Below are 22,873 nucleotides of genomic sequence, written 5' to 3' on the forward strand. Positions count from 1 at the left end.
ATTTGAGCTGAATCAGGGCGAGAACCATGTTGACCGATACCAAGCTGCGCAACCTCAAGCCGAAGGACAAGCTCTACAAGGTGAATGACCGTGACGGCCTCTATGTAGCCGTCACGGCCGCCGGAGCGATCTCGTTCCGCTACAACTACTCGATCCACGGTAGGCAGGAGACCATCACCTTCGGCCGCTACGGTGTCGGCGGCATCACCTTGGCGGAAGCCCGCGAGCGGTTGGGCGAGGCCAAGAAGATGGTCGCGGCCGGGAAGTCACCGGCCAAGGAAAAGGCGCGGGACAAGGCCCGCGTCAAGGACGCGGAGACGTTCGGGGCCTGGGCGGAAAAGTGGCTGCGCGGCTACCAGATGGCCGACTCCACCCGCGACATGCGCCGCTCGGTCTACGAGCGCGAGCTGAAGCCGAAGTTCGGCAATCAGAAGCTGGTGGAGATCACCCACGAAGACTTGCGCGCGCTGACCGATGCCATCGTCGAGCGCGGCGCGCCGGCGACAGCCGTGCATGTCCGCGAGGTGGTGCTCCAGGTCTTTCGCTGGGCCATCGAGCGCGGCCAGAAGGTCGAGAACCCGGCCGAGCTGGTGCGCCCGACGACCATTGCCAAGTTCGAGCCGCGCGACCGTGCGCTGACGCCCGACGAGATCGGCCTGATGTACCAGTACATGGAGCGCATCGGCACAGCGCCATCCATTCGGGCGGCGGCCAAGCTGCTGCTGTTGACGATGGTGCGCAAGAGCGAGCTGACTAACGCGACATGGAGCGAGATCAATTTCAGCGACGCGCTTTGGACGATCCCGAAGGAGCGGATGAAGCGGCGCAATCCGCACCTGGTGTTCCTGTCCCGGCAGGCGCTGGACATCTTCATTGCCCTGAAAACCTTCGCAGGGGGATCGGACTACGTGCTTCCGTCGCGGTATGACTCGGATTTACCCATGAGCAGCGCCACGCTCAACCAGGTGCTGACGCTGACGTATCGGCTGGCGCAGAAGGAGGGGCGGTCGCTCGCCAAGTTCGGGCCACATGACTTGCGGCGCACGGCCAGCACGTTGTTGCATGAAGCCGGCTACAACACGGACTGGATCGAGAAGTGCCTGGCACACGAGCAGAGAGGCGTCAGGGCCGTCTACAACAAGGCCGAGTACCGCGAGCAGCGCACGGCGATGTTGCAGGACTGGGCGGACATGATCGACGAATGGACGCTGAGACGGCCGAAGGTGTAAACCAGACGAAGGCAGGTTAGGCAGCGCCGCCTGAGCATCGAGGCATGGCCTCGGGTTTCATTGACACTTGAGGGGCGCAGCGTTTTAGCCGCTAAAAGGGGCAGCAGAGCCGCCGGCCACGGCAGACGGAGTGAAGCCAGGGCGCATGGCCTGAGTGCCCGACGACTTCCGCGCCTCTATCCATTCCTCGACCTCGGCCAAGTCCCAGGCGACGTTTCGGCTGGTGAGTGCGATCCGGCGCGGAAACTCCCCGCGCTGCTCCATGTTGAAGATCGTGCGCTCAGACAGCGGGATCATCGCCAGTAGCTTCTTCCGATTGATGAGCGTCTTGCTTGTCGTTGCCTGCATCCCCTGGCCTCTTTCAGTCACTTGCGAACATGTGCCTGATGGTGCCTGGCAATGCGGATTGTTTCGTCCTATTAGTTGGTCAATTAGGTTGACGCCGTGAGCGCGGCTTTGTACTCAAGCGGAACATTGCGGGGATCGCCGCCAGCGCCTTCGATACCGCTTGGCGCTCGATGCCGAGCTTTCGCGCAATCTCCGACTGATTGAGTCCAGACCACTGGAGCATCAGCATCTGCTTTTTGCGATCCGATAGCTTCGAGTCCACCATCAGCCGTGCTTGATTGCGCAGCTCTGCCTTGTCCGCCGGCTGTAAGGTCTGGCCCGCGACATAGTGGAAGAAGTAGCTGTCAACCAGTTGATCGCCCGATTTCACTTGGGCAGTGGCCGGCTTCGCGCATTGCTGGTTGAGTCTCGCCAGTTCGAGGTCGAATTGCGCGAGGGATCGCCTTGCTTGTCTGTAGACAGGGTTCCATGCGCCGCTCGGCAATTTAGGCCGGTGATCCAGGCAATACAGGCTGCTTAGTCGAAGCTTTTCCTCTGGATCGTCCGCCTTCGGATCATCGCTCCCACCGGCGAATGAGGTCAGCTCGGCGAGTGATCCGCAGAACCGGCAGAACCCCTGGAGGCGTTCGCCATTCAGTCGGGTGTCGCGCACCTTCGACTTCACCGGCCGTTTGCAGGCGCAGTCCCATACAAGCCCAATCAACGATTCCAGTGTCGCAACAAACCGCCGATCTCTTGGCGTCTGCCTATCCTCCGTTTTGATGAACTGGCGCAGCAACTGCCTCTGCATGCGAACCATCGCATCAAGTCCAACCAGTCGAATGATCCCGCTGAGGCCCACCCCTGTCCCTGCTCCGGGGATATGGCCCAAGTAGCGTTGTGGCAGCGTCGCCGTGTACGCAGCCACGGCGGGGTCAATGAGTTCCTGTAACAGCCCAACGATGGGGTAGCGCCGCGAGGAGGCGGAATACGGCCGCCAGCGATCCTCAAACTGCTCGATGGCTTCCGAGACAGTGGGATCGCAGCCTTCCCAGATGACAATGGTTGGATCGTTTTTCATGTCAACCATTTTGGACAACTAATAAGATGTAGACAACCCCCAATAGCGCCTAATCTTCGTTGCAATTCAGTTGATAACGGAGGTTTACGCAATGACGATAGAAGACACGCTGCTGCAACGCTTTGGCCCGCTGCTGAGCATGGCGCAGCTCGCCTCTGTCCTGGATCGATCGCCTGATGGATTGCGGATCAGCCTTCGCGCGACGAACGAGTGGACGCAGCGGATCAACAAGGCTCGGTTGAAGATCGGCCGACGGGTCTACTTCCGAACCTCGCAGATCGCCGAGGTGTTGAGCGACGAGTCCCTGTACGGAACGGGGAACTGAGCCGTGGCGATTGACGTCCTGGCGGCGTTCGAGTGCGAACCGCCGGTGCTGGACTTCATATGGCCGGGCTTCCTCGCGGGAACCGTCGGCGCGCTCGTCGCCCCAGGGGCCACGGGCAAGAGCTTCTGGGCACTGGAAGCGGCCATGAGCATCGCATGCAGCGTTGCCGGCGGCGACCTCGTGGGCCTGGCCCCCGCACACACCGGGCGCGTGGTTTATCTGGCTGGGGAAGACCCGCCGCCCGCGCTTGTGCGGCGCATTCACGCCATCGGCCAGCACCTCGGACACGCAGCACGCCAAGCCATCGCAGAGAACCTTGCACTTGAGCCGATCATGGGCAAGCGCCTGAACGTCATGGACGAGGCTCACTTGCGCCGCGTCATCGAGTACAGCGCCGGGGCGAGGCTGATCGTGCTGGACACCCTGAGCCGCATCCACGCCCTCGATGAGAACAGCAACGGCAACATGGCCCACCTCGTGGCCGTGCTGGAGCAGGTCGCGGCTACCACGGGCGCATCCGTGCTCTACCTGCACCACGTCAGCAAGGGAAGCGCCCGCGAAGGGCAGACCGACCAGCAGCAGGCCGCGCGTGGCGCGTCCGCGCTGATCGACAATGCCAGGTGGTGCGGTTACGTCGCCCGCATGACTGAGGACGAGGCGAAGCGCCTCAGCGACCGCGCCCATGATCGGCAGCCCATCGGCGATGAGCGGCGCGGCTACTTCGTGCGTTTCGGCGTCAGCAAGCAGAACTACGACGCCACGCCGCTTGATCGCTGGTACATGCGGCACGCCGGCGGCGTGCTGGTACCGGTGGAGCTGTATGAGGCGTGCAGGAATGAGGAAAGACGTGATGGTCGGAGGCGAGGCGATGGCTTTTGACCTCACCCATGCCAGGCACGATCCAATGCACTGCTTGGTCCCCGGCTTGTTCCGCAGTCTCAAGCGCGGCGAACGGAAGAAGCTCAAGCTCGATGTGACGTATCACTACGCCGAAAATGAACAAGCGCGGTTCGTCGGCTTCGAGCCTCTTGGTGCTGATGACATGCGGCTACTGCAAGGTCTTGTGGCTCTTGGAGGGCCGAAGGGCATCATCCTGACGCCAGAGCCAACAGCGGATTTGCCGAAGCAACTCCGTCTATTCCTTGAGCCGAAGTTCGACGCGGTAGGGCAGGATGCGCTGGTCGTGAGAGAGAGTATGACCAGCCTGCTAGGCGAAATCGGCTTGACCGATGGCGGCGACAATATCAGGGCGATCAAGGCGAGCTTGCTGCGCATGGCAAACGTGACGGTGGTAGTCACCAAGGGGAACAGGCAAAGGTCTTTTCACCTGATGAGCTACGCCTTCGACGAGGAGGACGGACGGCTATTCGTCGCGTTGAATCCCCAGATTGCAGAGGCGATTCTTGGTAGGCGCCCGTATACCCGCATCGAGATGGCCGAGGTGCGGGCGCTACAGACCGACCCGGCCCGCCTGATTCACCAACGGTTATGCGGCTGGATCGATCCGGGCAAAGCCGGGCGCGTGGAGCTGGATACCCTTTCCGGTTACGTCTGGCCGGACGAGGCGAACGCCGAGGCCATGAAGAAGCGCCGCCAGAAGGCCCGCAAGGCTCTGGCCGAGCTTGCCACCGTGGGCTGGAAGGTCAGCGAGTATGCGGCAGGGAAGTGGGAAATTGGCAGGCCGAAGCCCGTAGTAACGTTCCCCAAGCTCCGTAGCAATGTTCCCCTTCACCCGTAGCAACGCTCCCCGCCTCAAGCCGGAAAACACAGCAACGGCGCGGGCTTGCGGCTAGTTCGCAAATTCCATCCATGATCTTCCAAGATCATCCACGAGGCGCGGCACTTGCCGCCGCCCTTTAGGGCGACGCCAAGCCCTTGCCGATGGTCGGCCTTCGGCCGAGTTGTACGCCAGAAGGGTGTTCAGCTCCGGCCGGTTCTTTTTAGCGGCTAAAACGCTGCGCCCCTCAAGTGTCAATAGGCAGGTGTTGTACGTTGTATGTTGTAGCGCGCTACAACATACAACAGTTCAATTCGATTCCCGGCCACGCAATGAGGCCGGCCATTCTTTTGCGCGCACGTCGAGCTGCAGCATCGTCATTTTCGGCGAGGCTGGCCACGTCCAGGCCACGGTCGACTATCGCCAGTTCCGACGATGGCGGCCGCCGGCGCTGGATCTCGCATCGCCGCTTCTGACGATGAGATCCACTCTTTGACACTTGAGGGGCCGAGCGGCGGGGGATTCTCCCGGCCTCCCTCTTGGCGTTCAACCTTCCGTGCTGAATGGGCTGCCATCCCTGTTTCGATGGGCGTGCCTGTGTCGTCGGCTCCATGTCAACCATTTCGGCCAATTATTGGAATGTTGTGTAGGCCGGCACTCCGTAACCTTCGGAGTAGTTCAGTTGATAACGGAGGTTTACGGACATGGCGACGACAGAAAGCAGCTATCCCGACGAGCTGGCCGCACGGCTCGCTCTTCAGCAGCAGACCTCGCAGATAAAGCGCAGGGACTACCTGGCCGCTTTCATGGCGGCGCGCGCGGACGTGAAGGAAGCGATGGAGGCCGGCTACGCGCTCAAGATCATCTGGGAGCACATGCGCGAGATCGGGCGAATCCCTTTCCGCTATGAGACGTTCCTGAAATACGTTCGCCAGCACATCACCAATGCGCCGCCTGGCTCCACGGGTCAGGGCACGGAGTAAGCAAAGTCTCATGCTCAATCGCTGCCAGCGCATGGCTGAAACGCTGTTACCGGCCTCTTGGATCGCTGCAAGCACATGGACATTGGCAATTTCCGTTGGTTTTCCCGCTGCTGGCGCGCTGTTGCGAAGCAATGGTGCGGTTACAGCGCGAAATTCGATGAGTCATACGAGGCAAAAACAACGCCGTAAGGCGGGCAGGATGTGTGAAGTAGGCCCACCGGCAAGCCGGTTGTCCTTCTTCACTGTCCCTTATTCGCGCGGGGCGCTCAACGTGCATCCTGCTCTGCGAGGCTGCCGGCTACCGCCGGTTGGAGGACAAATGGGCGACGAGAATCGAATCACCAGGAAGGGCAGCCCACCGATCAAGGTGTACTGCCTTCCAGAAGAACGCGAACTGATTGAGGCGAACGCCAAGATGGCGGGAATCAGCGTGGCGCGCTACCTGCGCGACGTAGGCCAGGGCTACCAGGTCAGGGGTGTCATGGACTACCACTATGTGCGCGAGTTGGTGCGAGTGAATGGCGACCTTGGCCGGCTGGGCGGATTGCTCAAGCTATGGCTGACCGACGATCCGCGCACAGCCCGGTTCGGCGATGCCACGATCCTTGCCCTGCTGGGTCGAATCGAGGCCACCCAGGACGAAATGAGCCGGCTCATGAAGTCGGTGGTGCAGCCGAGGGCCGAACCTTGAGAGTTTTAGCAGCTAAATTACCGTGTGCTGCACGCGACACAAGCCCCTTCCAGGCCGCCGGCCCGGACGTTATCAACTCTTGGGAGAACGCATAAGGCCAGGGACACCCCGTAAGGGCCGAGAACAGAATCACCGAAGCCCGGGCCTCAGTGCCAAGGGCGATACCGATTAGCTAGTGGCGTAGCTCTTCGATGAAACCTTGCCGTGGGCAAGCGCGAGCTTGGTCAAGGCATTGCCTTTCTTTCATCGAATGGAGATTGCGACCATGAAGCACGTCCGTTTTTTAGCGGCTAAAACCGCGCTCGCCGCCGCTCTGGCCGGCAGCATCATCATCACCCCGGCGCAGGCAGGCATCCCCGTCATCGACGGCGGCAACCTGGTGCAAAACGTCATGACGGCCATCGAGTCGGTGGCGCAGACGCTCAAGCAGATCGAGCAGTACCAGACCCAGTTGCAGCAGTACGAAAACATGCTGCAAAACACAATGGCCCCGGCCGCGTATATCTGGGATCAGGCGCAGTCCACCATCAACGGATTGATGGCCGCCACCGACACGCTGAACTACTACCGGAATCAGCTCGGCAGCGTCGATGCGTACCTGGGCAAGTTCCAGGATGTGGCCTACTACCGTGGTTCGCCGTGCTTCTCGGCCGCCGGGTGCTCGGATGCCGAGCGCGCCGCGATGGAGCAAAACCGCAGCCTGGCGAGCGAGAGTCAGAAGAAGGCGAACGACGCGCTTTTCAAGGGCCTGGAGCAACAGCAGCGCAACCTTTCCGCCGATGCTCGCCAGCTCGAACGGCTCCAGTCCGCCGCGCAGGGCGCGACCGGGCAGATGCAGGCCATCGGCTACGCCAACCAGCTCGCCGCCAACCAGGCAAACCAGCTCCTGCAAATCCGTGGCCTGCTGATCGCACAGCAGAACGCCGCGACCGCCAGGATGCAGGCGCAGGCCGACGTAGAGGCGCAACAGCAGGCCGCCGGCGCGACTTCCAGGGAATCCAGGATCGAGCGCACGGCCAACCCAAGAAACTGGCTCGAACTGACCCGCTGACGGAGGCCCTGCACCATGAAGAATACGATGCTGCTTGCCGGCCTCGTGGTGGTGCTGGTGGCTGGTTGCGACAACAAGCCAGCCATCCCGCCCATGCCCGAGGTCAATGACACCAATTGCCAGATTGAGGCGATCACGAAGATCGAGGATAGGGCCACGCGCGAGAAATTCGCCGGGCTGTGCTCGCGCCGGTCGCCGGCCGCCGGCGGCATCGCGCCGACCGAGAAGCCCATGAACTGGCTCGAACTGGCCGACCCGAAAGACCAGAAGGAGGCGAAGCCATGAAAGCACTGCACAAGGCGGCGCTGATCGGCGTCGCCCTCGCGCTTTACTCCACCGCCGCGTCGGCCCAGCTCACCAACCAAGGGATGCTTGACCAGGTGGTGACGGAGTTCGCCACGCGGGCCACGTCCTGGCAGACGGTGGTGATGAATGCCGCGATGTTCCTGTTCTGGACGCTGGGCACGATCTCGCTGGTTTTCACGTTCGGCTTCATGGCGCTGCGCAAGGCCGACATTGGCGAGTTCTTCGCCGAGTTCATCAGGTTCATCCTGTTCTTCGGCTTCTTCCTCTGGCTGTTGCGCTATGGCCCGACCTTCGCCAACTCGATCATCCAGTCACTGGCCCGGCTTGGTGAGCAGGCGTCTGGGGTGGCGTCGGTGACACCCTCGGGCATCGTGGATATTGGCTTCATGATCTTGAAGCAGGCATTCAGGAACTCGTCGATCTGGTCGCCCGTGGATAGCTTCATCGGTGTGGCCTTGAGCGTCGGCATCCTGATCCTGCTGGCCGTTGTCGCCGTGAATATGTTGCTGCTTCTCGTGTCAGGCTGGCTGCTGATGTACGCCGGTATCTTCTTCCTTGGCTTCGGCGGCTCGCGTTGGACGTCAGACATGGCGATCAACTACTACAAGACCGTGCTGGGCGTGGCCGTGCAGATCATGACGATGGTGCTCCTGGTCGGCATCGGGAACGACCTGCTTTCCAGCTTCTACGCCAGGATGAACACCGGCACCCTGAACTTTGAAGAGCTGGGCGTGATGCTCGTTTTCTGCGTGGCGTTGCTCATGCTGGTCAATCGTGTGCCCCCGCTTGTCGCTGGCATCATCACCGGCTCGGGTATCGGTGGCGCTGGTGGCATCGGCAACTTCGGTGCAGGTGCCGCCATCGGTGCGGCGATGGGCGCGGCGAGCATGGCCGCCGGAGCCGCAAGCGTGGCTGGAGCGGCCGTGATGGGCGGTGCAGCCTCGGCCGCCGGCGGCATGTCGGCGATTAAGGCAGCGTTCGAGAAAGCAGGGACTAGCGCCGGTGGCGAATCGGGCGGAATGCCCATGTTTGGTGGCGGTGCTGGTGGTGATTCCGATGCTGGATCGTTCGCGCAGGCAGCGGGCGTCGGTGGCGGCAGTTCCAGTGCCGGCACAAGTACGCCGCTCGGCCAGGCGGCCGGCTTCTACAGCTCGGGAAGCTCCAGCAGTTCGGGCAGCAGCGGCGGCGAATCGAGGGGCGGCGACAAAGCCGGCTCCAGCTCGAAGGCCAGCGGAGGCGGCGACGCTGGCGGCCAAGCCGGCCAAGGTGCGGGAAGCCTTCTCGCTGCGACGGCTGCGAACCTGGCGCAAGGCATTGGCGACGTTGCGAAGGCCAAGGCGGCCAGCATCCGCGACGCCGCCGCCGAACGCATCGCCGACACCACGGGCGGGAAGATCGCTGCCGCGATCCGGGCGAGCAGCCAGACGGACCAGGCGGCCGAGGATGTGCCCAGCTTCGGCGGCAACAGCTTGGCAGGTGCCGATTCGGGCGCTGCTGATCCTGACGATGAAGTGGCCGCATTCGCCAACCGCGACAAGGAGGTATGACGATGACGCAGAGAGGATTTTTCGACTGCCTGGACGTTGCCGCTGCCGAGCAGCGCCAGGCGCAGGCGGTGGAGTTTGAGCCGGTCGGCGACCAATCGACCGATGCCGGCCGCGAGGCGGAAGTCACCGCCTTCGTGAATCGGCCTGCCTCGGCCACCATCGAGGCCGCCAGGCCGGCTGCCAAGGTGAGCGGCAACGCCAGCAACTACAGCGGTGGCAGCGCGAGAAGTACGCCGCTGGCCGAGGCCGCCGGCTTCTACAGCAGCGGCAGCCGATAAGCGCGCCGGCCGGCGTGGGGCCGGCCGACACTTCCACAAACCCACCTGTTAGAGAGGTGAATCATGGCAACTCTGAATCCTACCAATGCAACGCAGGCAGTTCATCATGCAGCCGTGCAGCTCGCCGCGCTCGACTGGCTCGACCAGGACACAGCGCGGCAGCTCGGGCCGCTCGCCGAGGCCGTGGCAAACGCTTTCATGGTCGTGTTCTACCAGGCCGAGACGGGGCAGGCGACGCCTGCTGACGGCACTGTTGCAAATAGTCGGTGGTGATAAACTTATCATCCCCTTTTGCTGATGGAGCTGCACATGAACCCATTCAAAGGCCGGCATTTTCAGCGTGACATCATTCTGTGGGCCGTACGCTGGTACTGCAAATACGGCATCAGTTACCGTGAGCTGCAGGAGATGCTGGCTGAACGCGGAGTGAATGTCGATCACTCCACGATTTACCGCTGGGTTCAGCGTTATGCGCCTGAAATGGAAAAACGGCTGCGCTGGTACTGGCGTAACCCTTCCGATCTTTGCCCGTGGCACATGGATGAAACCTACGTGAAGGTCAATGGCCGCTGGGCGTATCTGTACCGGGCCGTCGACAGCCGGGGCCGCACTGTCGATTTTTATCTCTCCTCCCGTCGTAACAGCAAAGCTGCATACCGGTTTCTGGGTAAAATCCTCAACAACGTGAAGAAGTGGCAGATCCCGCGATTCATCAACACGGATAAAGCGCCCGCCTATGGTCGCGCGCTTGCTCTGCTCAAACGCGAAGGCCGGTGCCCGTCTGACGTTGAACACCGACAGATTAAGTACCGGAACAACGTGATTGAATGCGATCATGGCAAACTGAAACGGATAATCGGCGCCACGCTGGGATTTAAATCCATGAAGACGGCTTACGCCACCATCAAAGGTATTGAGGTGATGCGTGCACTACGCAAAGGCCAGGCCTCAGCATTTTATTATGGTGATCCCCTGGGCGAAATGCGCCTGGTAAGCAGAGTTTTTGAAATGTAAGGCCTTTGAATAAGACAAAAGGCTGCCTCATCGCTAACTTTGCAACAGTGCCCCGGCAAGTACCTGGTGCGCCAGTTCACCGCGCAGGAGGTGGTCGACGCCATCGCCGTGCGCGGCCACCTGGAGGGCATGGCCGCGCGGCTGGTGGCCGAACACGGGATACCGCGAGCCTTGCAGAACGACCTGCAGGCCGTGCTGGACGAAGGCGACCGCCTGCTGGCCGACGACCCGCTCACGCTGGAAAGCTACGCGGCCTACGCGCGCATGAACGACCGCTTCCACGGGCTCATCCTGCAGGCCTGCGGCAACCGCGCCCTGCAGCGCGCCGTGGTGCTGAACGACAAGCTGCCCTTCGCGCCGGCCTCGGCCATGCTGCCCATGCAGGGCACCGTGGCCATGGACCGCGACTGGATGCTCTATGCGCACCGCCAGCACCACATGCTGTTCGATGCCCTGAAGCGCGGCGAGGGCGCCCGCGCCCAGGCCCTGGCGGTGGAGCACACCCAGGTGGCGCAGATGAACATGCGCCTGGCGCTGGAGCGGCGCAGCGAAAGCGAGCGCGTGATGCCGCTGATGAAGCTGGTGGTGGGCTGAGGCGGTTGGCGGGGCGGCGCCGGTTAGCGCCAATCGCTTGGCCGTACGGGGCGTAGGCCCTTTGCGGCGCGGCCGGAGAATGCGGGTGTCGGCGGCCTGTGGGCCGCGCCCCTTCATCCGGAGAATCCGCCCATGACCACCCTGTTCGAGCCCACCCGCGCGGGCGACATCGCACTCAAGAACCGCATCGTGATGGCGCCGCTCACGCGCAACCGCGCGCCCGGCGCCGTGCCCACGCCGTTGATGGCGACCTACTACCGCCAGCGCGCCAGCGCCGGCCTGCTCATCACCGAGGCCACCGCCATCAGCCACCAGGGGCAGGGCTACGCCGACGTGCCGGGCCTGTACGCGCCCGAGCAGATCGCCGGCTGGAAGCGCGTGACCGAGGCCGTGCACCAGGCCGGCGGCAAGATCGTCACCCAGCTCTGGCATGTGGGCCGCGTCTCGCACACCGAGCTGCAGCCGGGCAAAGGCGCGCCGGTGGCGCCCTCGGCCGTCACGGCCAAGACCAAGACCGTGCTCATCGTCGACGGCGTGCCGACCTTCGTGGAGACCTCCGCGCCGCGCGCGCTGCGCACCGACGAACTGCCCGGCATCGTGGACGACTACCGCCGCGCCGCGCTCGCCGCCATCGAGGCCGGCTTCGACGGCGTGGAGATCCACGCCGCCAACGGCTACCTGCTCGACCAGTTCCTCAAGACCGGCGCCAACCAGCGCGACGATGCCTACGGCGGTGCCATCGAGAACCGCGCGCGCCTGCTGCTGGAAGTCACGCGGGCGGTCGTCGGCGCCATCGGCGCGGGCCGCACCGGCATCCGTCTGTCGCCCGTGACGCCGGCCAACGACATCGTCGACGCCGACCCGCAGCCGCTCTTCGAGTACGTGGCGCGCGAGCTCGGCCCGCTGGGCCTGGCCTACGTGCACGTCATCGAGGGCGCCACCGGCGGTCCGCGCCAGATCGAAGACCGGCCCTTCGACTACGCCGCGCTGCGCCAGGCCTGGCGCGCGGCCGGTGGCCAGGGCGCCTGGATGGTCAACAACGGCTACGACCTCGCGCTGGCCGAGCAATCGCTGAAGGATGGCGCCGACCTGGTGGCGTTCGGCAAGCCCTTCATCGCCAACCCCGACCTGGTGGAGCGCCTGCGCCAGGGCGGTCCCTTCAACCCCGCCGACCGGGCCACCTTCTACGGCGGCGGCGAGAAGGGCTACACCGACTACCCGGCGCTGGCCGGCGCCTGAGCGCCCCGGTGCAGAAGCCCCCGGGGGTTATCCTCGGGGGCCATGAAGCTCTACAACTACTTCCGCTCTTCGGCCTCGTTTCGCGTGCGCATCGCGCTCAACCTCAAGGGCCTGCCCTATGAGTACGTGCCGATCCACATCGCGCGCGGCGAGCACAAGCAGGCGGCCTGGTCCGAGCAGCTGCCCGAAGGCCTGGTGCCCACCCTGGAACTCGGCGACGGCACGCGCCTGACGCAGTCCATGGCCATCATGGAGTACCTGGACGAAACCCAGGCCGGCGCGAAGCTGCTGCCCACCGATGCCCTGGGCCGCGCCCGCGTGCGCGCGCTCTCGCAGATCGTGGCCTGCGAGATCCACCCGATCAACAACCTGCGCGTGCTCAAGTACCTCGTCAACGAGCTCAAGGTGGGGGAGGAGCCGAAGAACGACTGGTACCGCCACTGGGTGCGCGTCGGTCTCGAGGCCTTCGAGAAACAGCTCGCCGCCGGTCCCTCGGGCCGCTTCTGTCACGGCGACACGCCCACCATGGCCGATTGCTGCCTGGTGCCGCAGATTTTTAACGGCCAGCGCTTCAAGGCCGACTTCAGTGGCCTGCCGCGCACCATGGCCGCGTTCGAGGCCTGCATGGCGCTGGACGCCTTCCAGAAGGCGCAGCCCTCGGCCTGTCCGGACGCCGAGGCCTGATGGCCCAGGCCTGTTGCGGCATCGCGGCCTGATGGCGCCGGACACCCCCGCCGCCGTTTTCACGCCGGACTGGCCCGCGCCCGCGGGCGTGCGCGCCTTGTGCACCACGCGCGCGGGCGGCGTCTCGGCGCCGCCCTTCGACAGCTTCAACCTGGGCGACCACGTGCGCGACGATCCCGCCGCCGTCGCCGTCAACCGGCAGCGGTTGGCCGCGTTCTGCGCGCCGGCGCGCCCGGTGTTTCTGCGCCAGGTGCATGGCACGGGCGTCGCGGTGCTGGACGCCGGCACGCCCGATGGCGCCGAGGCCGACGCGGCCGTGGTGCACACGCCCGGCCTGGCCGCCACCATCATGGTGGCCGACTGCCTGCCGGTGCTGTTCGCCCACGCCAGCGGCCGTGCCGTGGCCGCCGCGCACGCGGGCTGGCGCGGCCTGCACGGCGGGGTGCTGGAGGCCACGCTCCAGCGGCTGCGCGAGGTGGCTGGTCCGGGCGAGGTGATGGCCTGGCTGGGGCCGGCCATCGGCCCCACGGCCTTCGAGGTGGGAGAGGAGGTGTGGGAGGCCTTCGTCAGCGCCGACCGCGCGGCCGCCGCGCACTTCCACGCCCACCCCACGCGCGGCAAGTGGTGGGCGGACCTGCCCGCGCTCGCGCGCCAGCGCCTGTCGGCGGCCGGGTTGCGCTCCTTGTATGGCAACGACGGCAGCGCCGGCTGGTGCACCGTCAGCGAGCGCTCAAGGTTCTTTTCGCACCGGCGCGACGCCGCCCGCCTCGGCGGCGCCGGCCGCTTCGCCGCCTGCGTCTGGCTGGGCTGAGGGAGCCGCCCGACCGGCCGCGTGCGCCGCGTCCTCGGCCGCTTCGCGCGCCTTGATCGCGCGGCGCCGCTGCGGCGTGCGCAGCAGGTACACGACCACGACCAGGGGGAGTACCCCATACAGAAAAAAGGTCACAATGGCCCCGAGCACCGAGCCGGTCGTGTTCGTGGCCTCGGCCACCGACATCATCAGCACGACGTACATCCAAGCGATCACGACCAGGTACACGGCTTGCTTTCTCGTTGATTGGCGTCAAGCCCCCCATTGGGCGGCGCAGGGATACTGGGACATTCCTGAAGACAAGGGCCGACACTGTAGGCCTAGCGTGAAAGCTGAGGAGACTGGCATGGCATCGGGCAAGAAGAACGACACGGCCGACTGGGCGCAGGCGGCCCAGGAGTTCCAGCAGGGCCTGGTGCGGCAGTGGACGCAAATGGCCCAGTCGTTTCCTGGCGCCGCGGCCGCGGCGGCCGGGCCCACGCCCGATCCCATGGCGGCCTTGCGCGCCTTCATGCCCCCCGCGCAGGGCGCCGCGCCCATGGGCATGCCGGCCTTCACCGAGCTGTTCCAGCAGGCCGGTGGCGCCCAGGCCTCGCTCGATCCGGCCACGTTGCTGGAGATTCAGCAGACCTACCTGAAGGACGCCGCGGCCTTGTGGAACCAGGGCCTGGCGGCCAAGCCCGAGGGCGACCGCCGTTTCGCGTCCGAGGCCTGGGGCGGCAACCCCCTGGCGGCCTTCACGGCGGCCACGTACCTGCTCAACGCCCGCACCCTCATGGCCATGGCCGAGGCCGTGCAGGGCGACGCCAAGACCAAGGCGCGCGTGCGCTTCGCCGTGCAGCAGTGGATCGACGCCAGCGCGCCGAGCAATTTCCTGGCCTTCAATGCCGAGGCGCAGAAGAAGGCGATCGAGACCCAGGGCGAAAGCATCGCCAAGGGCGTGGCCAACCTGCTGCACGACATCAAGCAGGGCCACGTGTCCATGACCGATGAAAGCGTGTTCGAGGTCGGCAAGAACGTGGCCACCACCGAAGGCGCGGTGGTGTTCGAAAACGAGCTGTTTCAGCTCATCGAATACAAGCCGCTCACGGCCAAGGTGTACGAGCGGCCTTTCCTGCTGGTGCCGCCCTGCATCAACAAGTTCTACATCCTCGACCTGCAGCCCGATAACTCGCTGATCCGCTACGCGGTGGAGCAGGGCCACCGCACCTTCGTCGTGAGCTGGCGCAACCCCGACGAGTCGCTGGCGCAGGCCACCTGGGACCAGTACATCGAGGACGCGGTCATCCGGGCCATCGAGGTGGTGCGCGACATCAGCGGCGCCAAGGACATCAACGCCCTGGGTTTCTGCGTGGGCGGCACCATGCTGGGCACGGCGCTCGCCGTGCTGGCCGGCCGGGGCCAGCAGCCGGTGCACAGCGCCACCTTCCTCACCACGCTGCTCGATTTCCGCGACACCGGCATCCTCGACGTCTTCATCGACGAGAACTTCGTGCGCTTTCGCGAGATGCAGTTCGCCCATGGCGGCCTCATGCCCGGGCGCGACCTGGCCACCACCTTCAGCTTCCTGCGGCCCAACGACCTGGTCTGGAACTACGTGGTGGGTAACTACCTCAAGGGCGAAACGCCGCCGCCGTTCGACCTGCTGTACTGGAACTCCGACAGCACCAACCTGCCCGGCCCTTACTACGCCTGGTACCTGCGCCACATGTACCTGCAGAACGACCTGATCAAGCCCGGCGAGGTGACGGTCTGCGGGCAGAAGATCGACTTCCGCCAGGTCAAGCTGCCGGTCTATATCTACGGCTCGCGCGAGGACCACATCGTGCCCATCGGCGGCGCCTACGGCAGCACGCAGCTGTTCCCGGGCAAGAAGCGCTTCGTCATGGGCGCCTCCGGCCACATCGCCGGCGTCATCAACCCCGCGAGCAAGGGCAAGCGCAGCCACTGGACCAGCGGCTCCAGCGCCTTCCCGGAGAACGTGAAGGACTGGATCGCCCAGGCCACCGAGCACCCGGGCAGCTGGTGGACCGACTGGGCCGCCTGGCTCAAGCCCATGGGAGGCAAGCAGATTCCCGCGCCCAAGACCTATGGCCGAGGCAAAGCCTACGGCGCCATCGAACCCGCGCCGGGCCGCTATGTGAAGGCCAAGGCCTGACCCACTTTTTGCATCACACAGGAGCATCCATGGAAGACATCGTCATCGTCGCCGCCGCCCGCACCGCCGTCGGCAAGTTCGGCGGCATGCTGGCCAAGACGCCCGCCACCGAACTCGGCGCCACCGTCATCAAGGCGCTGCTGGAGCGCAGCGGCCTGCCCAACGACGCCATCGGCGAAGTGATCATGGGCCAGGTGCTGGCGGCCGGCGTGGGCCAGAACCCCGCGCGCCAGGCCATGATGAAGGCCGGCATCGCCAAGGAAACGCCCGCGCTCACCATCAACGCGGTGTGCGGCTCGGGCCTGAAGGCCGTGATGCTCGCGGCCCAGGCCATCCAGACCGGCGACAGTGAGATCGTCATCGCCGGCGGCCAGGAGAACATGAGCGCGTCGCCGCACGTGCTCAACGGCAGCCGAGACGGCCAGCGCATGGGCGACTGGAAGATGACCGACACCATGATCGTGGACGGCCTGTGGGACGTCTACAACCAGTACCACATGGGCATCACCGCCGAGAACGTGGCCAAGGCGCACGGCATCACGCGCGAGATGCAGGACGCGCTGGCCCTGGGCAGCCAGCAGAAGGCCGCGGCCGCGCAGGAGGCCGGCCGGTTCAAGGACGAGATCGTGGGCGTGAGCATCCCGCAGAAGAAGGGCGACGCCCTGGTCTTCGACGCCGACGAGTTCATCAACAAGAAGACCAGCGCCGACGCGCTGGCCGGCCTGCGTCCCGCGTTCGACAAGGCGGGCACGGTGACGGCGGGCAACGCCAGCGGCATCAACGATGGCGCCGCCGCCGTGGTGGTGATGAGCGCGAAGAAAGCGGCTTCGCTGGGCCTGAAGCCGCTGGCGCGCATCGCCGCCTTCGGCACCAGCGGCCTGGACCCGGCCACCATGGGCATGGGTCCGGTGCCGGCGTCGAAGAAGGCGCTGGCGCGCGCGGGCTGGAAGGCGGCCGACGTGGACCTGTTCGAACTCAACGAAGCCTTTGCGGCCCAGGCCTGCGCGGTGAACAAGGCGCTGGAGCTGGACCCGTCGCGCGTTAACGTCAACGGCGGCGCCATCGCCATCGGGCACCCGATCGGTGCCTCGGGTTGTCGCGTGCTGGTGACGCTGCTGCACGAGATGCAGCGCCGCGACGCCAAGCGCGGCCTCGCGGCCTTGTGCATCGGCGGCGGGATGGGGGTTTCCCTTGCTGTCGAGCGCTGAGCGCGCGGCTAGCATGAACGTGTTCAACAACAATCGCCTGGAAAGGTCACCATGAGTCAGAAGGTTGCATACGTCACGGGGGGCATGGGGGGCATTGGCACCGCCATCTGCCAGCGCCTGCACAAGGAGGGCTTCAAGGTCGTTGCCGGCTGCGGGCCCACGCGCGACTACCAGAAGTGGCTCGACGAGCAGAAGGCCCTGGGCTTCACGTTCCACGCCAGCGTGGGCAATGTGGCCGAGTGGGATTCCACCGTCGCCGCGTTCGCCAAGGCCAAGGCCGACCATGGCTCCATCGACGTGCTGGTCAACAACGCGGGCATCACGCGCGACCGCATGTTCCTCAAGATGACGCGCGAGGACTGGGACGCGGTCATCAGCACCAACCTCAACTCCATGTTCAACGTGACCAAGCAGGTCGTGCCCGACATGGTGGAGAAGGGCTGGGGCCGCATCATCAACATCAGCTCGGTCAACGGCGAGAAGGGCCAGGCCGGCCAGACCAACTACTCGGCCGCCAAGGCCGGCATGCACGGCTTCACCATGGCGCTGGCGCAGGAGCTGGCCAACAAGGGCGTCACGGTGAACACCGTGAGCCCGGGCTACATCGGCACCGACATGGTCAAGGCGATCCGCCCCGACGTGCTGGACAAGATCGTGGCCACCGTGCCCGTCAAGCGCCTGGGCGAGCCGAGCGAGATCGCATCCATCATCGCCTGGCTGGCCGGTGACGAGGCGGGTTATTCCACCGGCGCCGACTTCTCGGTCAACGGCGGCCTGCACATGGGCTGAGGGCTGCGGCCCCGCGGCATCAGGCGCCGGGCGCCACCTCGAAGTCGATCAGGTCCACCGACACGATCTCGTCTGGCTTGCCGCTGCACCAGTGCAGGTACAGCGTCATGTCGGTCGAGATGCCGCCGTGCAGCGCGCCCGGCGCGTTGTACATGAAGCTGCCTTCCCTGGCCACGACCCGACCGCGCGTGTCGTAGTAGGCGCCTTTCATGATGTAGACCTCTTCACCGAGTTCGGGTGCGCGGCCCATGATCTTCCAGGCCTTGCCCGGCGGCGCCACGAAGCGGGCGATGACCGTCAGGCCGTGCGCGTCGCGGCGCAGCACGCGGCGGAAGCGCCCGTATTCGCGGCCGTCCTCCCAGAGGATGTTGTAGTCCGCGGGCTCCCAGGGGCTGTCGTCGGGATGGAGCTGGAAGGAGCGGGGGCGAGGGACTTGTGACATGGCGGTATGGCGGGGGTGGTGGAAGGGTGTCTGGGGGGCGCCTAGATCTGGGTCGCTGGCAGTTCAACGATCAGCCCGTCGCTCAAGCGGTCCGCCAGCACCTGGCAGGCCAGCCGGCTGCCCTTTCGCCGCGGCGCGGCGGTGAATTCGAGGACCTGCCGTTCCATCTCGCTGGCCGGCGGCAGCCTGGCCAGGGAAGCGTCGTCGAGGTAGACATGGCAGGTGGCGCAGCAGCAGGCGCCGCCGCATTCGCCGAGGATCTCGTCCACCGCGTGCTGCGTCGCGGCGCGCATCAGGGTTTCGCCATCGGGTGCGTCGATGGTCTTGCGCCCGCCATCGGGGCTGACAAAGGTGATTCGGGGCATGGGCGTCGTGGATGGGGTGTGTGCTGGCGCTGGAGTCTGCGGCCCCCGGTGCTAGGATTCAAACGCTGTTTTTTGACCCACCCATAAGTTCAGCTGATGCACATCAGTCTCCGGCAACTGCGGGCCTTCATCGCCGCGGTCGAGACCGGCGGCTTCACGCGCGCCGCGCACCGACTGCACCTGACGCAGTCGGCCGTCAGCATGGTGATCCGCCAGCTGGAGGCCGAGGTCGGCCTGCCCTTGTTCAATCGGGAGGGCAAGCGCATCACGCCGACCGAGATGGGCCTGCAGCTGGTGCCCATCGCCAAGCGCATGCTCGACGATCTGGACCGCATCGCCATCAGCGCGGCCGACGTCCGCCAGCTGCAGCGGGGCTCCTTGCGCTTCAGCGCGCCGAGCCTGCTCGCCTGCACGCTCATTCCCCCGGCGCTGGCCGCGTTCTCGGCCCGGCACCCGCAGGTCAGCGTGCAGATCATGGACACGGCGCTGGAGGACATTCCCGCCGCGGTCTCGCGCGGTGCGGTGGAGTTCGGCATCGGTCCGGACCGGCCATGCGATCCCGGCGTGGAACGCCGTTTCTTCCGCAAGGTCGCGATCCAGTTCGTCTGTTCGTCCGCGCACCCTTCGGCGCGCAAGCGGTCCATCCGGTGGAGCGACACGCAGGACGATCCCTGGATCTGCTACCCGAGCACGTTCGAGAAAGACATCCGCGAGGCGCTGTGGCGGCACGGCCGCACCCAGCGCATGGAAGACGCCACCGTCGTCGAGCACCTGCCCACGGCGCTCGCGCTGGTCGGCCAGGGCCTGGGCGTTACCACCGCCCCCGACTACGCCAGGGCCCTGCGCCGCGATCTCAAGCTGAGCTTCATCCCGCTGGTCGAGCCCGCGATCGAGCGCGCGTTCTATATCTACCAGCGCAACGGCCATCCGCTGTCGCCGGCGGCGCGCGGATTTCTCGATGAGCTGATGTAGACCGCAACCATGGACCACCTGCCTTTGCGCCTGAGCCCCGGTGACGACCTGCGCGCTGCGCTGCAATCGGCGGCGCGCGAGCGCCGGCAGCGCGCGGCTTTCGTGGTCGCGGGCATCGGCAGCCTGGTGGACGCTCGCCTGCGCCTGGCGGCGGCGGAGGATGTGCTGCTCGTGCCCGGGCCCAGTGAGATCCTGACGCTCAGCGGCTCGCTGGGCACAGACCACGCGCACCTTCACATGAGCGTGGCGGACGCCCAGGGCCGTGTGTGGGGCGGGCATGTGATGGCGGGTTGCTGCGTGCGCACCACGGCCGAGCTGCTGATCGCCTGGCTGCCCGATTGGGACTTCGCGCGCGAGCCCGATGCGGCGACGGGCTACCTTGAGCTGGTCGTGCGGCCCCGCCGCACCTGATCCACTCGACCAGAAAAAAAGGGAGCCAATGGCTCCCTTTTTTCTGCTCAACCCTCCCGATCAGAGCGAGTCGATGAAGCTGCGCAGCTTGTCGCTTCGGCTCGGGTGCTTGAGCTTGCGCACCGCCTTGCTCTCGATCTGGCGGATGCGTTCGCGCGTGACATCGAACTGCTTGCCCACTTCTTCCAGCGTGTGGTCGGTGGACATCTCGATGCCGAAGCGCATGCGCAGCACCTTGGCTTCGCGCGGCGTGAGGCTGTCGAGAATTTCCTTCACCACCTCGCGCAGGCCGGCCTGCATGGCCGCTTCGATGGGGGCGGTGTTGGTGGTGTCCTCGATGAAGTCGCCCAGGTGCGAATCGTCGTCGTCGCCGATCGGCGTTTCCATGGAGATCGGTTCCTTGGCGATCTTCATGATCTTGCGGATCTTGTCCTCGGGCATCTCCATCTTCTCGGCCAGGATGGACGCATCGGGCTCGAAGCCGAACTCCTGCAGGTGCTGGCGGCTGATGCGGTTCATCTTGTTGATGGTCTCGATCATGTGCACCGGGATGCGGATGGTGCGCGCCTGGTCGGCGATCGAGCGCGTGATGGCCTGGCGGATCCACCAGGTGGCATAGGTCGAGAACTTGTAGCCGCGGCGGTATTCGAACTTGTCCACCGCTTTCATCAGGCCGATGTTGCCTTCCTGGATCAGGTCCAGGAATTGCAGGCCGCGGTTGGTGTACTTCTTCGCGATGGAGATCACCAGGCGCAGGTTGGCCTCGATCATTTCCTTCTTGGCGTCGCGCGAGGAGGCCTCGCCGTTGTTCATCCGCTTGTGGATGTCCTTGAGGTGCTCGATGGGCACCACCACGCTGCTCTGGATGTCGATCAGGCCCTGCTGCAGTTCCTGCACCGGCGGGATGTTGCGTTCGAGCACCGTGCTCCAGGGCTTGCCCGCGGCGGCCTGCTTCTCCACCCACTTGAGGTTGAGCAGGTTGGGCGGGAAGTCCTTGATGAAGGTCTCCTGCGGCATGCCGCACTTGTCCACGATGATGCGGCGCAGCTCGCGCTCTTTCTTGCGGATCTCGTCGACCTGGCCGCGCACGGTGCTGCACAGCTTCTCGATCGCCTTGGCCGTGAAGCGGATGGTCATCAGCTTCTCGGTGATGGCCTGCTGCGTCTTGGCGTAGTGGGGGCTGCCGTAGCCTTCCTTGTCGTAGGTCTTGTGCAGCTTCTCGAACATGCCGCGCATGGCGTCGAAACGCTCCAGCGCCTCGCGCTTGAGTTCCTCCAGCTTGCGCGTGAGTGCCTTGGAGCCGCCCTTGCCATCGTCGTCGTCGGCCTCGTCGTAGTCGTCGAAGTCTTCCTCGGCGACGTAGTCGTCGGCCTCGTCGGCGTCGGCGAAGCCGTCCACCACGGTGGAGATCACGACCTTGCCTTCGCGGATCTCCTCGGCCATGGCCAGGATCTCGGCGATGGTGGCGGGCGATTCGCTGATCGCCTCCATCATGCTGTGCAGGCCGCCTTCGATGCGCTTGGCGATTTCGATCTCGCCCTCGCGCGTGAGCAGCTCCACCGTGCCCATCTCGCGCATGTACATGCGCACCGGGTCGGTGGTGCGGCCGAATTCGCTGTCCACGGTGGACAGGGCGGCTTCGGCTTCCTCTTCCGCCTCTTCTTCGGTGGCGGCGGTGGGGCCGGTGTTGTTGAGCAGCAGCGTCTCGGCGTCGGGCGTCTGTTCGTAGACGGCCACGCCCATGTCGTTGAGCAGCGAGACCACCACTTCCAGGGTCTCGGCTTCGACCAGCTTGTCGGGCAGGTGGTCGTTGATCTCGCCGTGCGTGAGGTAGCCGCGCGTCTTGCCCAGCTTGATCAGGGTCTTGAGGCGCTCGCGACGGGCGCGCGCCTCCTCCTCGGACAGGACGGTCTCGTCCAGCCCGAATTCCTTCATCAGCGCACGCTCCTTGGCCTTGCTGATCTTCATGCGCAGCGGCTTGGCCTTCTCGACCGGCTGCGCTTCCTCGGTGCTGGCCTCTTCGGGCACGTCGTCGCCGACGAGGTCCTCGTCGATATCACCGAGGTCGGCGTCGTCGAGATCGTCCTCGCCCTTGCCCTTGGCGTCGGCCTTGGGCTTGCGGCCGCGCTTGGCGGCGGGCTTGTCGGCCGCGGCCTTGGCGGGGCGGCCAGGCTTCTTCTTGGCGGGGGCTTCGCCTTCCAGCAGCTCCTCGGCCAGGGCCTCGGGCTTGGCTTTTTTCGCGGTGCTGCTGGCGGTGGTCTTGGCGGCGGCCTTCTTGGCCGGCGCGGCCTTGGCGGCGGCTTTGGTGGGGGTGGTCTTGGTCGTCACTGCAGGGGCTTTCTTGGGAGCGGCCACCGGTTGGGCTTTGGCAGGAGCGGCCTTCTTGGCGGCGGTCTTGGTGGCGGCAGCGGACGGACTGGCTTTCTTCGCGGGCATGGGAACCTCAAAAAAACGTCGATGGAACCGGCAGAACACCCAACAGCCGCCAGAAAACCCTACTTGGGGTCAACCGGTGGTTTTGGAAGAGCACGGCACCCGCCACGGGCCGGTGCGGGCGGGCCTGCAAGCTGTGGGGCGATCATTTGGTGTGCAGTCCTTGCGGGTTTCCGCGCGCCCGGGGAGGGCGGGGTGGCCAGGCGGTGTTGCCATGT

27 protein-coding genes are annotated in these 22,873 nt (G+C 65.4%); 21 read left to right on the top strand and 6 right to left on the bottom strand.

Annotation, left to right across the window (positions count from 1 at the left end):
- The first annotated feature begins 26 nt into the window (after positions 1 to 26).
- The gene (locus SOM08_RS12025) at positions 27 to 1,229 is read left to right on the top strand and encodes a tyrosine-type recombinase/integrase (RefSeq protein WP_022579757.1); all 1,203 of its coding nucleotides are present in this window, start codon (positions 27 to 29) and stop codon (positions 1,227 to 1,229) included.
- Between the two features lie 84 nt (positions 1,230 to 1,313).
- Here SOM08_RS12025 and SOM08_RS12030 read toward each other — a convergent pair whose 3' ends face one another.
- The gene (locus SOM08_RS12030) at positions 1,314 to 1,577 is read right to left on the bottom strand and encodes a helix-turn-helix transcriptional regulator (RefSeq protein WP_022579756.1); all 264 of its coding nucleotides are present in this window, start codon (positions 1,575 to 1,577) and stop codon (positions 1,314 to 1,316) included.
- A 79-nt stretch (positions 1,578 to 1,656) separates the two neighbouring features.
- A complete protein-coding gene (locus SOM08_RS12035) occupies positions 1,657 to 2,637 on the bottom strand; it encodes a LuxR family transcriptional regulator (protein WP_216891673.1) in 981 nt (326 codons plus the stop codon).
- 91 nt (positions 2,638 to 2,728) lie between these two features.
- On the opposite strand from SOM08_RS12035, the gene SOM08_RS12040 reads away from it, so the two are divergent.
- From SOM08_RS12040 to pgeF, 15 genes are all read left to right on the top strand, one after another.
- Complete coding sequence (locus SOM08_RS12040) at positions 2,729 to 2,962, top strand: DNA-binding protein (protein ID WP_216891672.1); 234 nt, start codon at positions 2,729 to 2,731, stop codon at positions 2,960 to 2,962.
- 3 nt (positions 2,963 to 2,965) lie between these two features.
- Positions 2,966 to 3,841: a helicase RepA family protein gene (locus SOM08_RS12045; RefSeq protein WP_216891670.1), complete on the top strand. Its 876-nt coding sequence runs from the start codon at positions 2,966 to 2,968 to the stop codon at positions 3,839 to 3,841.
- Entirely contained in the window at positions 3,831 to 4,700 is an 870-nt protein-coding gene (gene repC / locus SOM08_RS12050; RefSeq protein ID WP_366517655.1) for a replication protein C, IncQ-type, read from the top strand. The genes SOM08_RS12045 and repC overlap by 11 nt, the downstream gene beginning before the upstream one ends.
- Positions 4,701 to 5,383: 683 nt before the next feature.
- On the top strand, positions 5,384 to 5,662 hold the full coding sequence (locus SOM08_RS12055; RefSeq protein WP_014090305.1) for a TraK family protein: 279 nt from the start codon (positions 5,384 to 5,386) through the stop codon (positions 5,660 to 5,662).
- Between the two features lie 319 nt (positions 5,663 to 5,981).
- Positions 5,982 to 6,353, top strand: a complete 372-nt coding sequence (traJ, locus tag SOM08_RS12060) for a conjugal transfer transcriptional regulator TraJ (RefSeq protein ID WP_075239409.1) — start codon at positions 5,982 to 5,984, stop codon at positions 6,351 to 6,353.
- A gap of 265 nt (positions 6,354 to 6,618) precedes the next feature.
- Positions 6,619 to 7,404, top strand: a complete 786-nt coding sequence (trbJ, locus tag SOM08_RS12065; RefSeq protein ID WP_022579749.1) for a P-type conjugative transfer protein TrbJ — start codon at positions 6,619 to 6,621, stop codon at positions 7,402 to 7,404.
- Positions 7,405 to 7,419: 15 nt separating this feature from the next.
- Entirely contained in the window at positions 7,420 to 7,689 is a 270-nt protein-coding gene (trbK, locus tag SOM08_RS12070; RefSeq protein ID WP_022579748.1) for an entry exclusion lipoprotein TrbK, read from the top strand.
- Positions 7,686 to 9,257, top strand: coding sequence for a P-type conjugative transfer protein TrbL (gene trbL, locus SOM08_RS12075; protein WP_216891667.1), 1,572 nt, complete (start codon positions 7,686 to 7,688; stop codon positions 9,255 to 9,257). The genes trbK and trbL overlap by 4 nt, the downstream gene beginning before the upstream one ends.
- 2 nt (positions 9,258 to 9,259) lie before the next feature.
- The gene (locus SOM08_RS12080) at positions 9,260 to 9,535 is read left to right on the top strand and encodes a hypothetical protein (RefSeq protein ID WP_216891664.1); all 276 of its coding nucleotides are present in this window, start codon (positions 9,260 to 9,262) and stop codon (positions 9,533 to 9,535) included.
- A gap of 63 nt (positions 9,536 to 9,598) precedes the next feature.
- Entirely contained in the window at positions 9,599 to 9,808 is a 210-nt protein-coding gene (locus SOM08_RS12085) for a type I toxin-antitoxin system ptaRNA1 family toxin (RefSeq protein WP_322469014.1), read from the top strand.
- 36 nt (positions 9,809 to 9,844) lie between these two features.
- The gene (locus tag SOM08_RS12090) at positions 9,845 to 10,549 is read left to right on the top strand and encodes an IS6-like element IS26 family transposase (RefSeq protein WP_001067855.1); all 705 of its coding nucleotides are present in this window, start codon (positions 9,845 to 9,847) and stop codon (positions 10,547 to 10,549) included.
- Positions 10,550 to 10,588: 39 nt separating this feature from the next.
- Complete coding sequence (locus SOM08_RS12095; protein WP_322469015.1) at positions 10,589 to 11,143, top strand: GntR family transcriptional regulator; 555 nt, start codon at positions 10,589 to 10,591, stop codon at positions 11,141 to 11,143.
- A gap of 132 nt (positions 11,144 to 11,275) precedes the next feature.
- Complete coding sequence (locus tag SOM08_RS12100) at positions 11,276 to 12,382, top strand: alkene reductase (RefSeq protein WP_322469016.1); 1,107 nt, start codon at positions 11,276 to 11,278, stop codon at positions 12,380 to 12,382.
- A gap of 42 nt (positions 12,383 to 12,424) precedes the next feature.
- Positions 12,425 to 13,066 (top strand): maleylacetoacetate isomerase, encoded by a 642-nt coding sequence (maiA, locus tag SOM08_RS12105; RefSeq protein ID WP_116960439.1) that lies wholly within the window; start codon positions 12,425 to 12,427, stop codon positions 13,064 to 13,066.
- A gap of 31 nt (positions 13,067 to 13,097) precedes the next feature.
- Entirely contained in the window at positions 13,098 to 13,877 is a 780-nt protein-coding gene (gene pgeF / locus SOM08_RS12110) for a peptidoglycan editing factor PgeF (protein ID WP_116960440.1), read from the top strand.
- Here pgeF and SOM08_RS12115 read toward each other — a convergent pair.
- Positions 13,797 to 14,105, bottom strand: a complete 309-nt coding sequence (locus SOM08_RS12115; RefSeq protein WP_116960441.1) for a hypothetical protein — start codon at positions 14,103 to 14,105, stop codon at positions 13,797 to 13,799. The two genes, pgeF and SOM08_RS12115, sit on opposite strands and share 81 nt — an antisense overlap.
- Before the next feature lie 118 nt (positions 14,106 to 14,223).
- Between SOM08_RS12115 and SOM08_RS12120 the strand changes: the two genes are divergently transcribed.
- The 3 genes from SOM08_RS12120 to phbB are packed head-to-tail and all read left to right on the top strand — an operon-like array spanning position 14,224 to position 18,032.
- Positions 14,224 to 16,035, top strand: a complete 1,812-nt coding sequence (locus SOM08_RS12120; protein ID WP_322469017.1) for a class I poly(R)-hydroxyalkanoic acid synthase — start codon at positions 14,224 to 14,226, stop codon at positions 16,033 to 16,035.
- 29 nt (positions 16,036 to 16,064) lie between these two features.
- Positions 16,065 to 17,243, top strand: a complete 1,179-nt coding sequence (locus tag SOM08_RS12125) for an acetyl-CoA C-acetyltransferase (protein ID WP_116960443.1) — start codon at positions 16,065 to 16,067, stop codon at positions 17,241 to 17,243.
- Positions 17,244 to 17,294: 51 nt separating this feature from the next.
- Entirely contained in the window at positions 17,295 to 18,032 is a 738-nt protein-coding gene (gene phbB / locus SOM08_RS12130; protein WP_070397688.1) for an acetoacetyl-CoA reductase, read from the top strand.
- Between the two features lie 19 nt (positions 18,033 to 18,051).
- On the opposite strand, the gene SOM08_RS12135 is transcribed toward phbB, so the two are convergent.
- The gene (locus tag SOM08_RS12135) at positions 18,052 to 18,474 is read right to left on the bottom strand and encodes a cupin domain-containing protein (RefSeq protein ID WP_116960444.1); all 423 of its coding nucleotides are present in this window, start codon (positions 18,472 to 18,474) and stop codon (positions 18,052 to 18,054) included.
- A 41-nt stretch (positions 18,475 to 18,515) separates the two neighbouring features.
- Positions 18,516 to 18,839 carry a 2Fe-2S iron-sulfur cluster-binding protein gene (locus SOM08_RS12140; RefSeq protein WP_116960445.1) on the bottom strand — a complete coding sequence of 108 codons (324 nt, stop codon included), beginning with the start codon at positions 18,837 to 18,839 and terminating at the stop codon, positions 18,516 to 18,518.
- Between the two features lie 96 nt (positions 18,840 to 18,935).
- On the opposite strand from SOM08_RS12140, the gene SOM08_RS12145 reads away from it, so the two are divergent.
- The gene (locus tag SOM08_RS12145) at positions 18,936 to 19,811 is read left to right on the top strand and encodes a LysR family transcriptional regulator (RefSeq protein ID WP_116960446.1); all 876 of its coding nucleotides are present in this window, start codon (positions 18,936 to 18,938) and stop codon (positions 19,809 to 19,811) included.
- A 9-nt stretch (positions 19,812 to 19,820) separates the two neighbouring features.
- Positions 19,821 to 20,222 carry a PPC domain-containing DNA-binding protein gene (locus SOM08_RS12150; RefSeq protein ID WP_322469018.1) on the top strand — a complete coding sequence of 134 codons (402 nt, stop codon included), beginning with the start codon at positions 19,821 to 19,823 and terminating at the stop codon, positions 20,220 to 20,222.
- 60 nt (positions 20,223 to 20,282) lie between these two features.
- Here SOM08_RS12150 and rpoD read toward each other — a convergent pair whose 3' ends face one another.
- Positions 20,283 to 22,658, bottom strand: a complete 2,376-nt coding sequence (rpoD, locus tag SOM08_RS12155; protein WP_116960448.1) for an RNA polymerase sigma factor RpoD — start codon at positions 22,656 to 22,658, stop codon at positions 20,283 to 20,285.
- Positions 22,659 to 22,873 lie beyond the last annotated feature (215 nt).

The sequence above is a fragment of the Hydrogenophaga sp. SNF1 genome (genome assembly GCF_034421675.1).
GTDB classification, from domain to species: domain Bacteria; phylum Pseudomonadota; class Gammaproteobacteria; order Burkholderiales; family Burkholderiaceae_C; genus Hydrogenophaga; species Hydrogenophaga borbori.

What these genes read in the sequence shown, in the direction of transcription:
- SOM08_RS12025 (WP_022579757.1), top strand. Translation starts at nt 27, where the DNA reads ATGTTGACCGATACCAAGCTGCGCAACCTCAAGCCGAAGGACAAGCTC.
- SOM08_RS12030 (WP_022579756.1), bottom strand. Translation starts at nt 1,577, where the DNA reads ATGCAGGCAACGACAAGCAAGACGCTCATCAATCGGAAGAAGCTACTG.
- SOM08_RS12035 (WP_216891673.1), bottom strand. Translation starts at nt 2,637, where the DNA reads ATGAAAAACGATCCAACCATTGTCATCTGGGAAGGCTGCGATCCCACT.
- SOM08_RS12040 (WP_216891672.1), top strand. Translation starts at nt 2,729, where the DNA reads ATGACGATAGAAGACACGCTGCTGCAACGCTTTGGCCCGCTGCTGAGC.
- repC (WP_366517655.1), top strand. Translation starts at nt 3,831, where the DNA reads ATGGCTTTTGACCTCACCCATGCCAGGCACGATCCAATGCACTGCTTG.
- SOM08_RS12055 (WP_014090305.1), top strand. Translation starts at nt 5,384, where the DNA reads ATGGCGACGACAGAAAGCAGCTATCCCGACGAGCTGGCCGCACGGCTC.
- traJ (WP_075239409.1), top strand. Translation starts at nt 5,982, where the DNA reads ATGGGCGACGAGAATCGAATCACCAGGAAGGGCAGCCCACCGATCAAG.
- trbJ (WP_022579749.1), top strand. Translation starts at nt 6,619, where the DNA reads ATGAAGCACGTCCGTTTTTTAGCGGCTAAAACCGCGCTCGCCGCCGCT.
- trbK (WP_022579748.1), top strand. Translation starts at nt 7,420, where the DNA reads ATGAAGAATACGATGCTGCTTGCCGGCCTCGTGGTGGTGCTGGTGGCT.
- trbL (WP_216891667.1), top strand. Translation starts at nt 7,686, where the DNA reads ATGAAAGCACTGCACAAGGCGGCGCTGATCGGCGTCGCCCTCGCGCTT.
- SOM08_RS12080 (WP_216891664.1), top strand. Translation starts at nt 9,260, where the DNA reads ATGACGCAGAGAGGATTTTTCGACTGCCTGGACGTTGCCGCTGCCGAG.
- SOM08_RS12085 (WP_322469014.1), top strand. Translation starts at nt 9,599, where the DNA reads ATGGCAACTCTGAATCCTACCAATGCAACGCAGGCAGTTCATCATGCA.
- SOM08_RS12090 (WP_001067855.1), top strand. Translation starts at nt 9,845, where the DNA reads ATGAACCCATTCAAAGGCCGGCATTTTCAGCGTGACATCATTCTGTGG.
- SOM08_RS12100 (WP_322469016.1), top strand. Translation starts at nt 11,276, where the DNA reads ATGACCACCCTGTTCGAGCCCACCCGCGCGGGCGACATCGCACTCAAG.
- maiA (WP_116960439.1), top strand. Translation starts at nt 12,425, where the DNA reads ATGAAGCTCTACAACTACTTCCGCTCTTCGGCCTCGTTTCGCGTGCGC.
- pgeF (WP_116960440.1), top strand. Translation starts at nt 13,098, where the DNA reads ATGGCGCCGGACACCCCCGCCGCCGTTTTCACGCCGGACTGGCCCGCG.
- SOM08_RS12120 (WP_322469017.1), top strand. Translation starts at nt 14,224, where the DNA reads ATGGCATCGGGCAAGAAGAACGACACGGCCGACTGGGCGCAGGCGGCC.
- SOM08_RS12125 (WP_116960443.1), top strand. Translation starts at nt 16,065, where the DNA reads ATGGAAGACATCGTCATCGTCGCCGCCGCCCGCACCGCCGTCGGCAAG.
- phbB (WP_070397688.1), top strand. Translation starts at nt 17,295, where the DNA reads ATGAGTCAGAAGGTTGCATACGTCACGGGGGGCATGGGGGGCATTGGC.
- SOM08_RS12135 (WP_116960444.1), bottom strand. Translation starts at nt 18,474, where the DNA reads ATGTCACAAGTCCCTCGCCCCCGCTCCTTCCAGCTCCATCCCGACGAC.
- SOM08_RS12140 (WP_116960445.1), bottom strand. Translation starts at nt 18,839, where the DNA reads ATGCCCCGAATCACCTTTGTCAGCCCCGATGGCGGGCGCAAGACCATC.
- SOM08_RS12145 (WP_116960446.1), top strand. Translation starts at nt 18,936, where the DNA reads ATGCACATCAGTCTCCGGCAACTGCGGGCCTTCATCGCCGCGGTCGAG.
- SOM08_RS12150 (WP_322469018.1), top strand. Translation starts at nt 19,821, where the DNA reads ATGGACCACCTGCCTTTGCGCCTGAGCCCCGGTGACGACCTGCGCGCT.
- rpoD (WP_116960448.1), bottom strand. Translation starts at nt 22,658, where the DNA reads ATGCCCGCGAAGAAAGCCAGTCCGTCCGCTGCCGCCACCAAGACCGCC.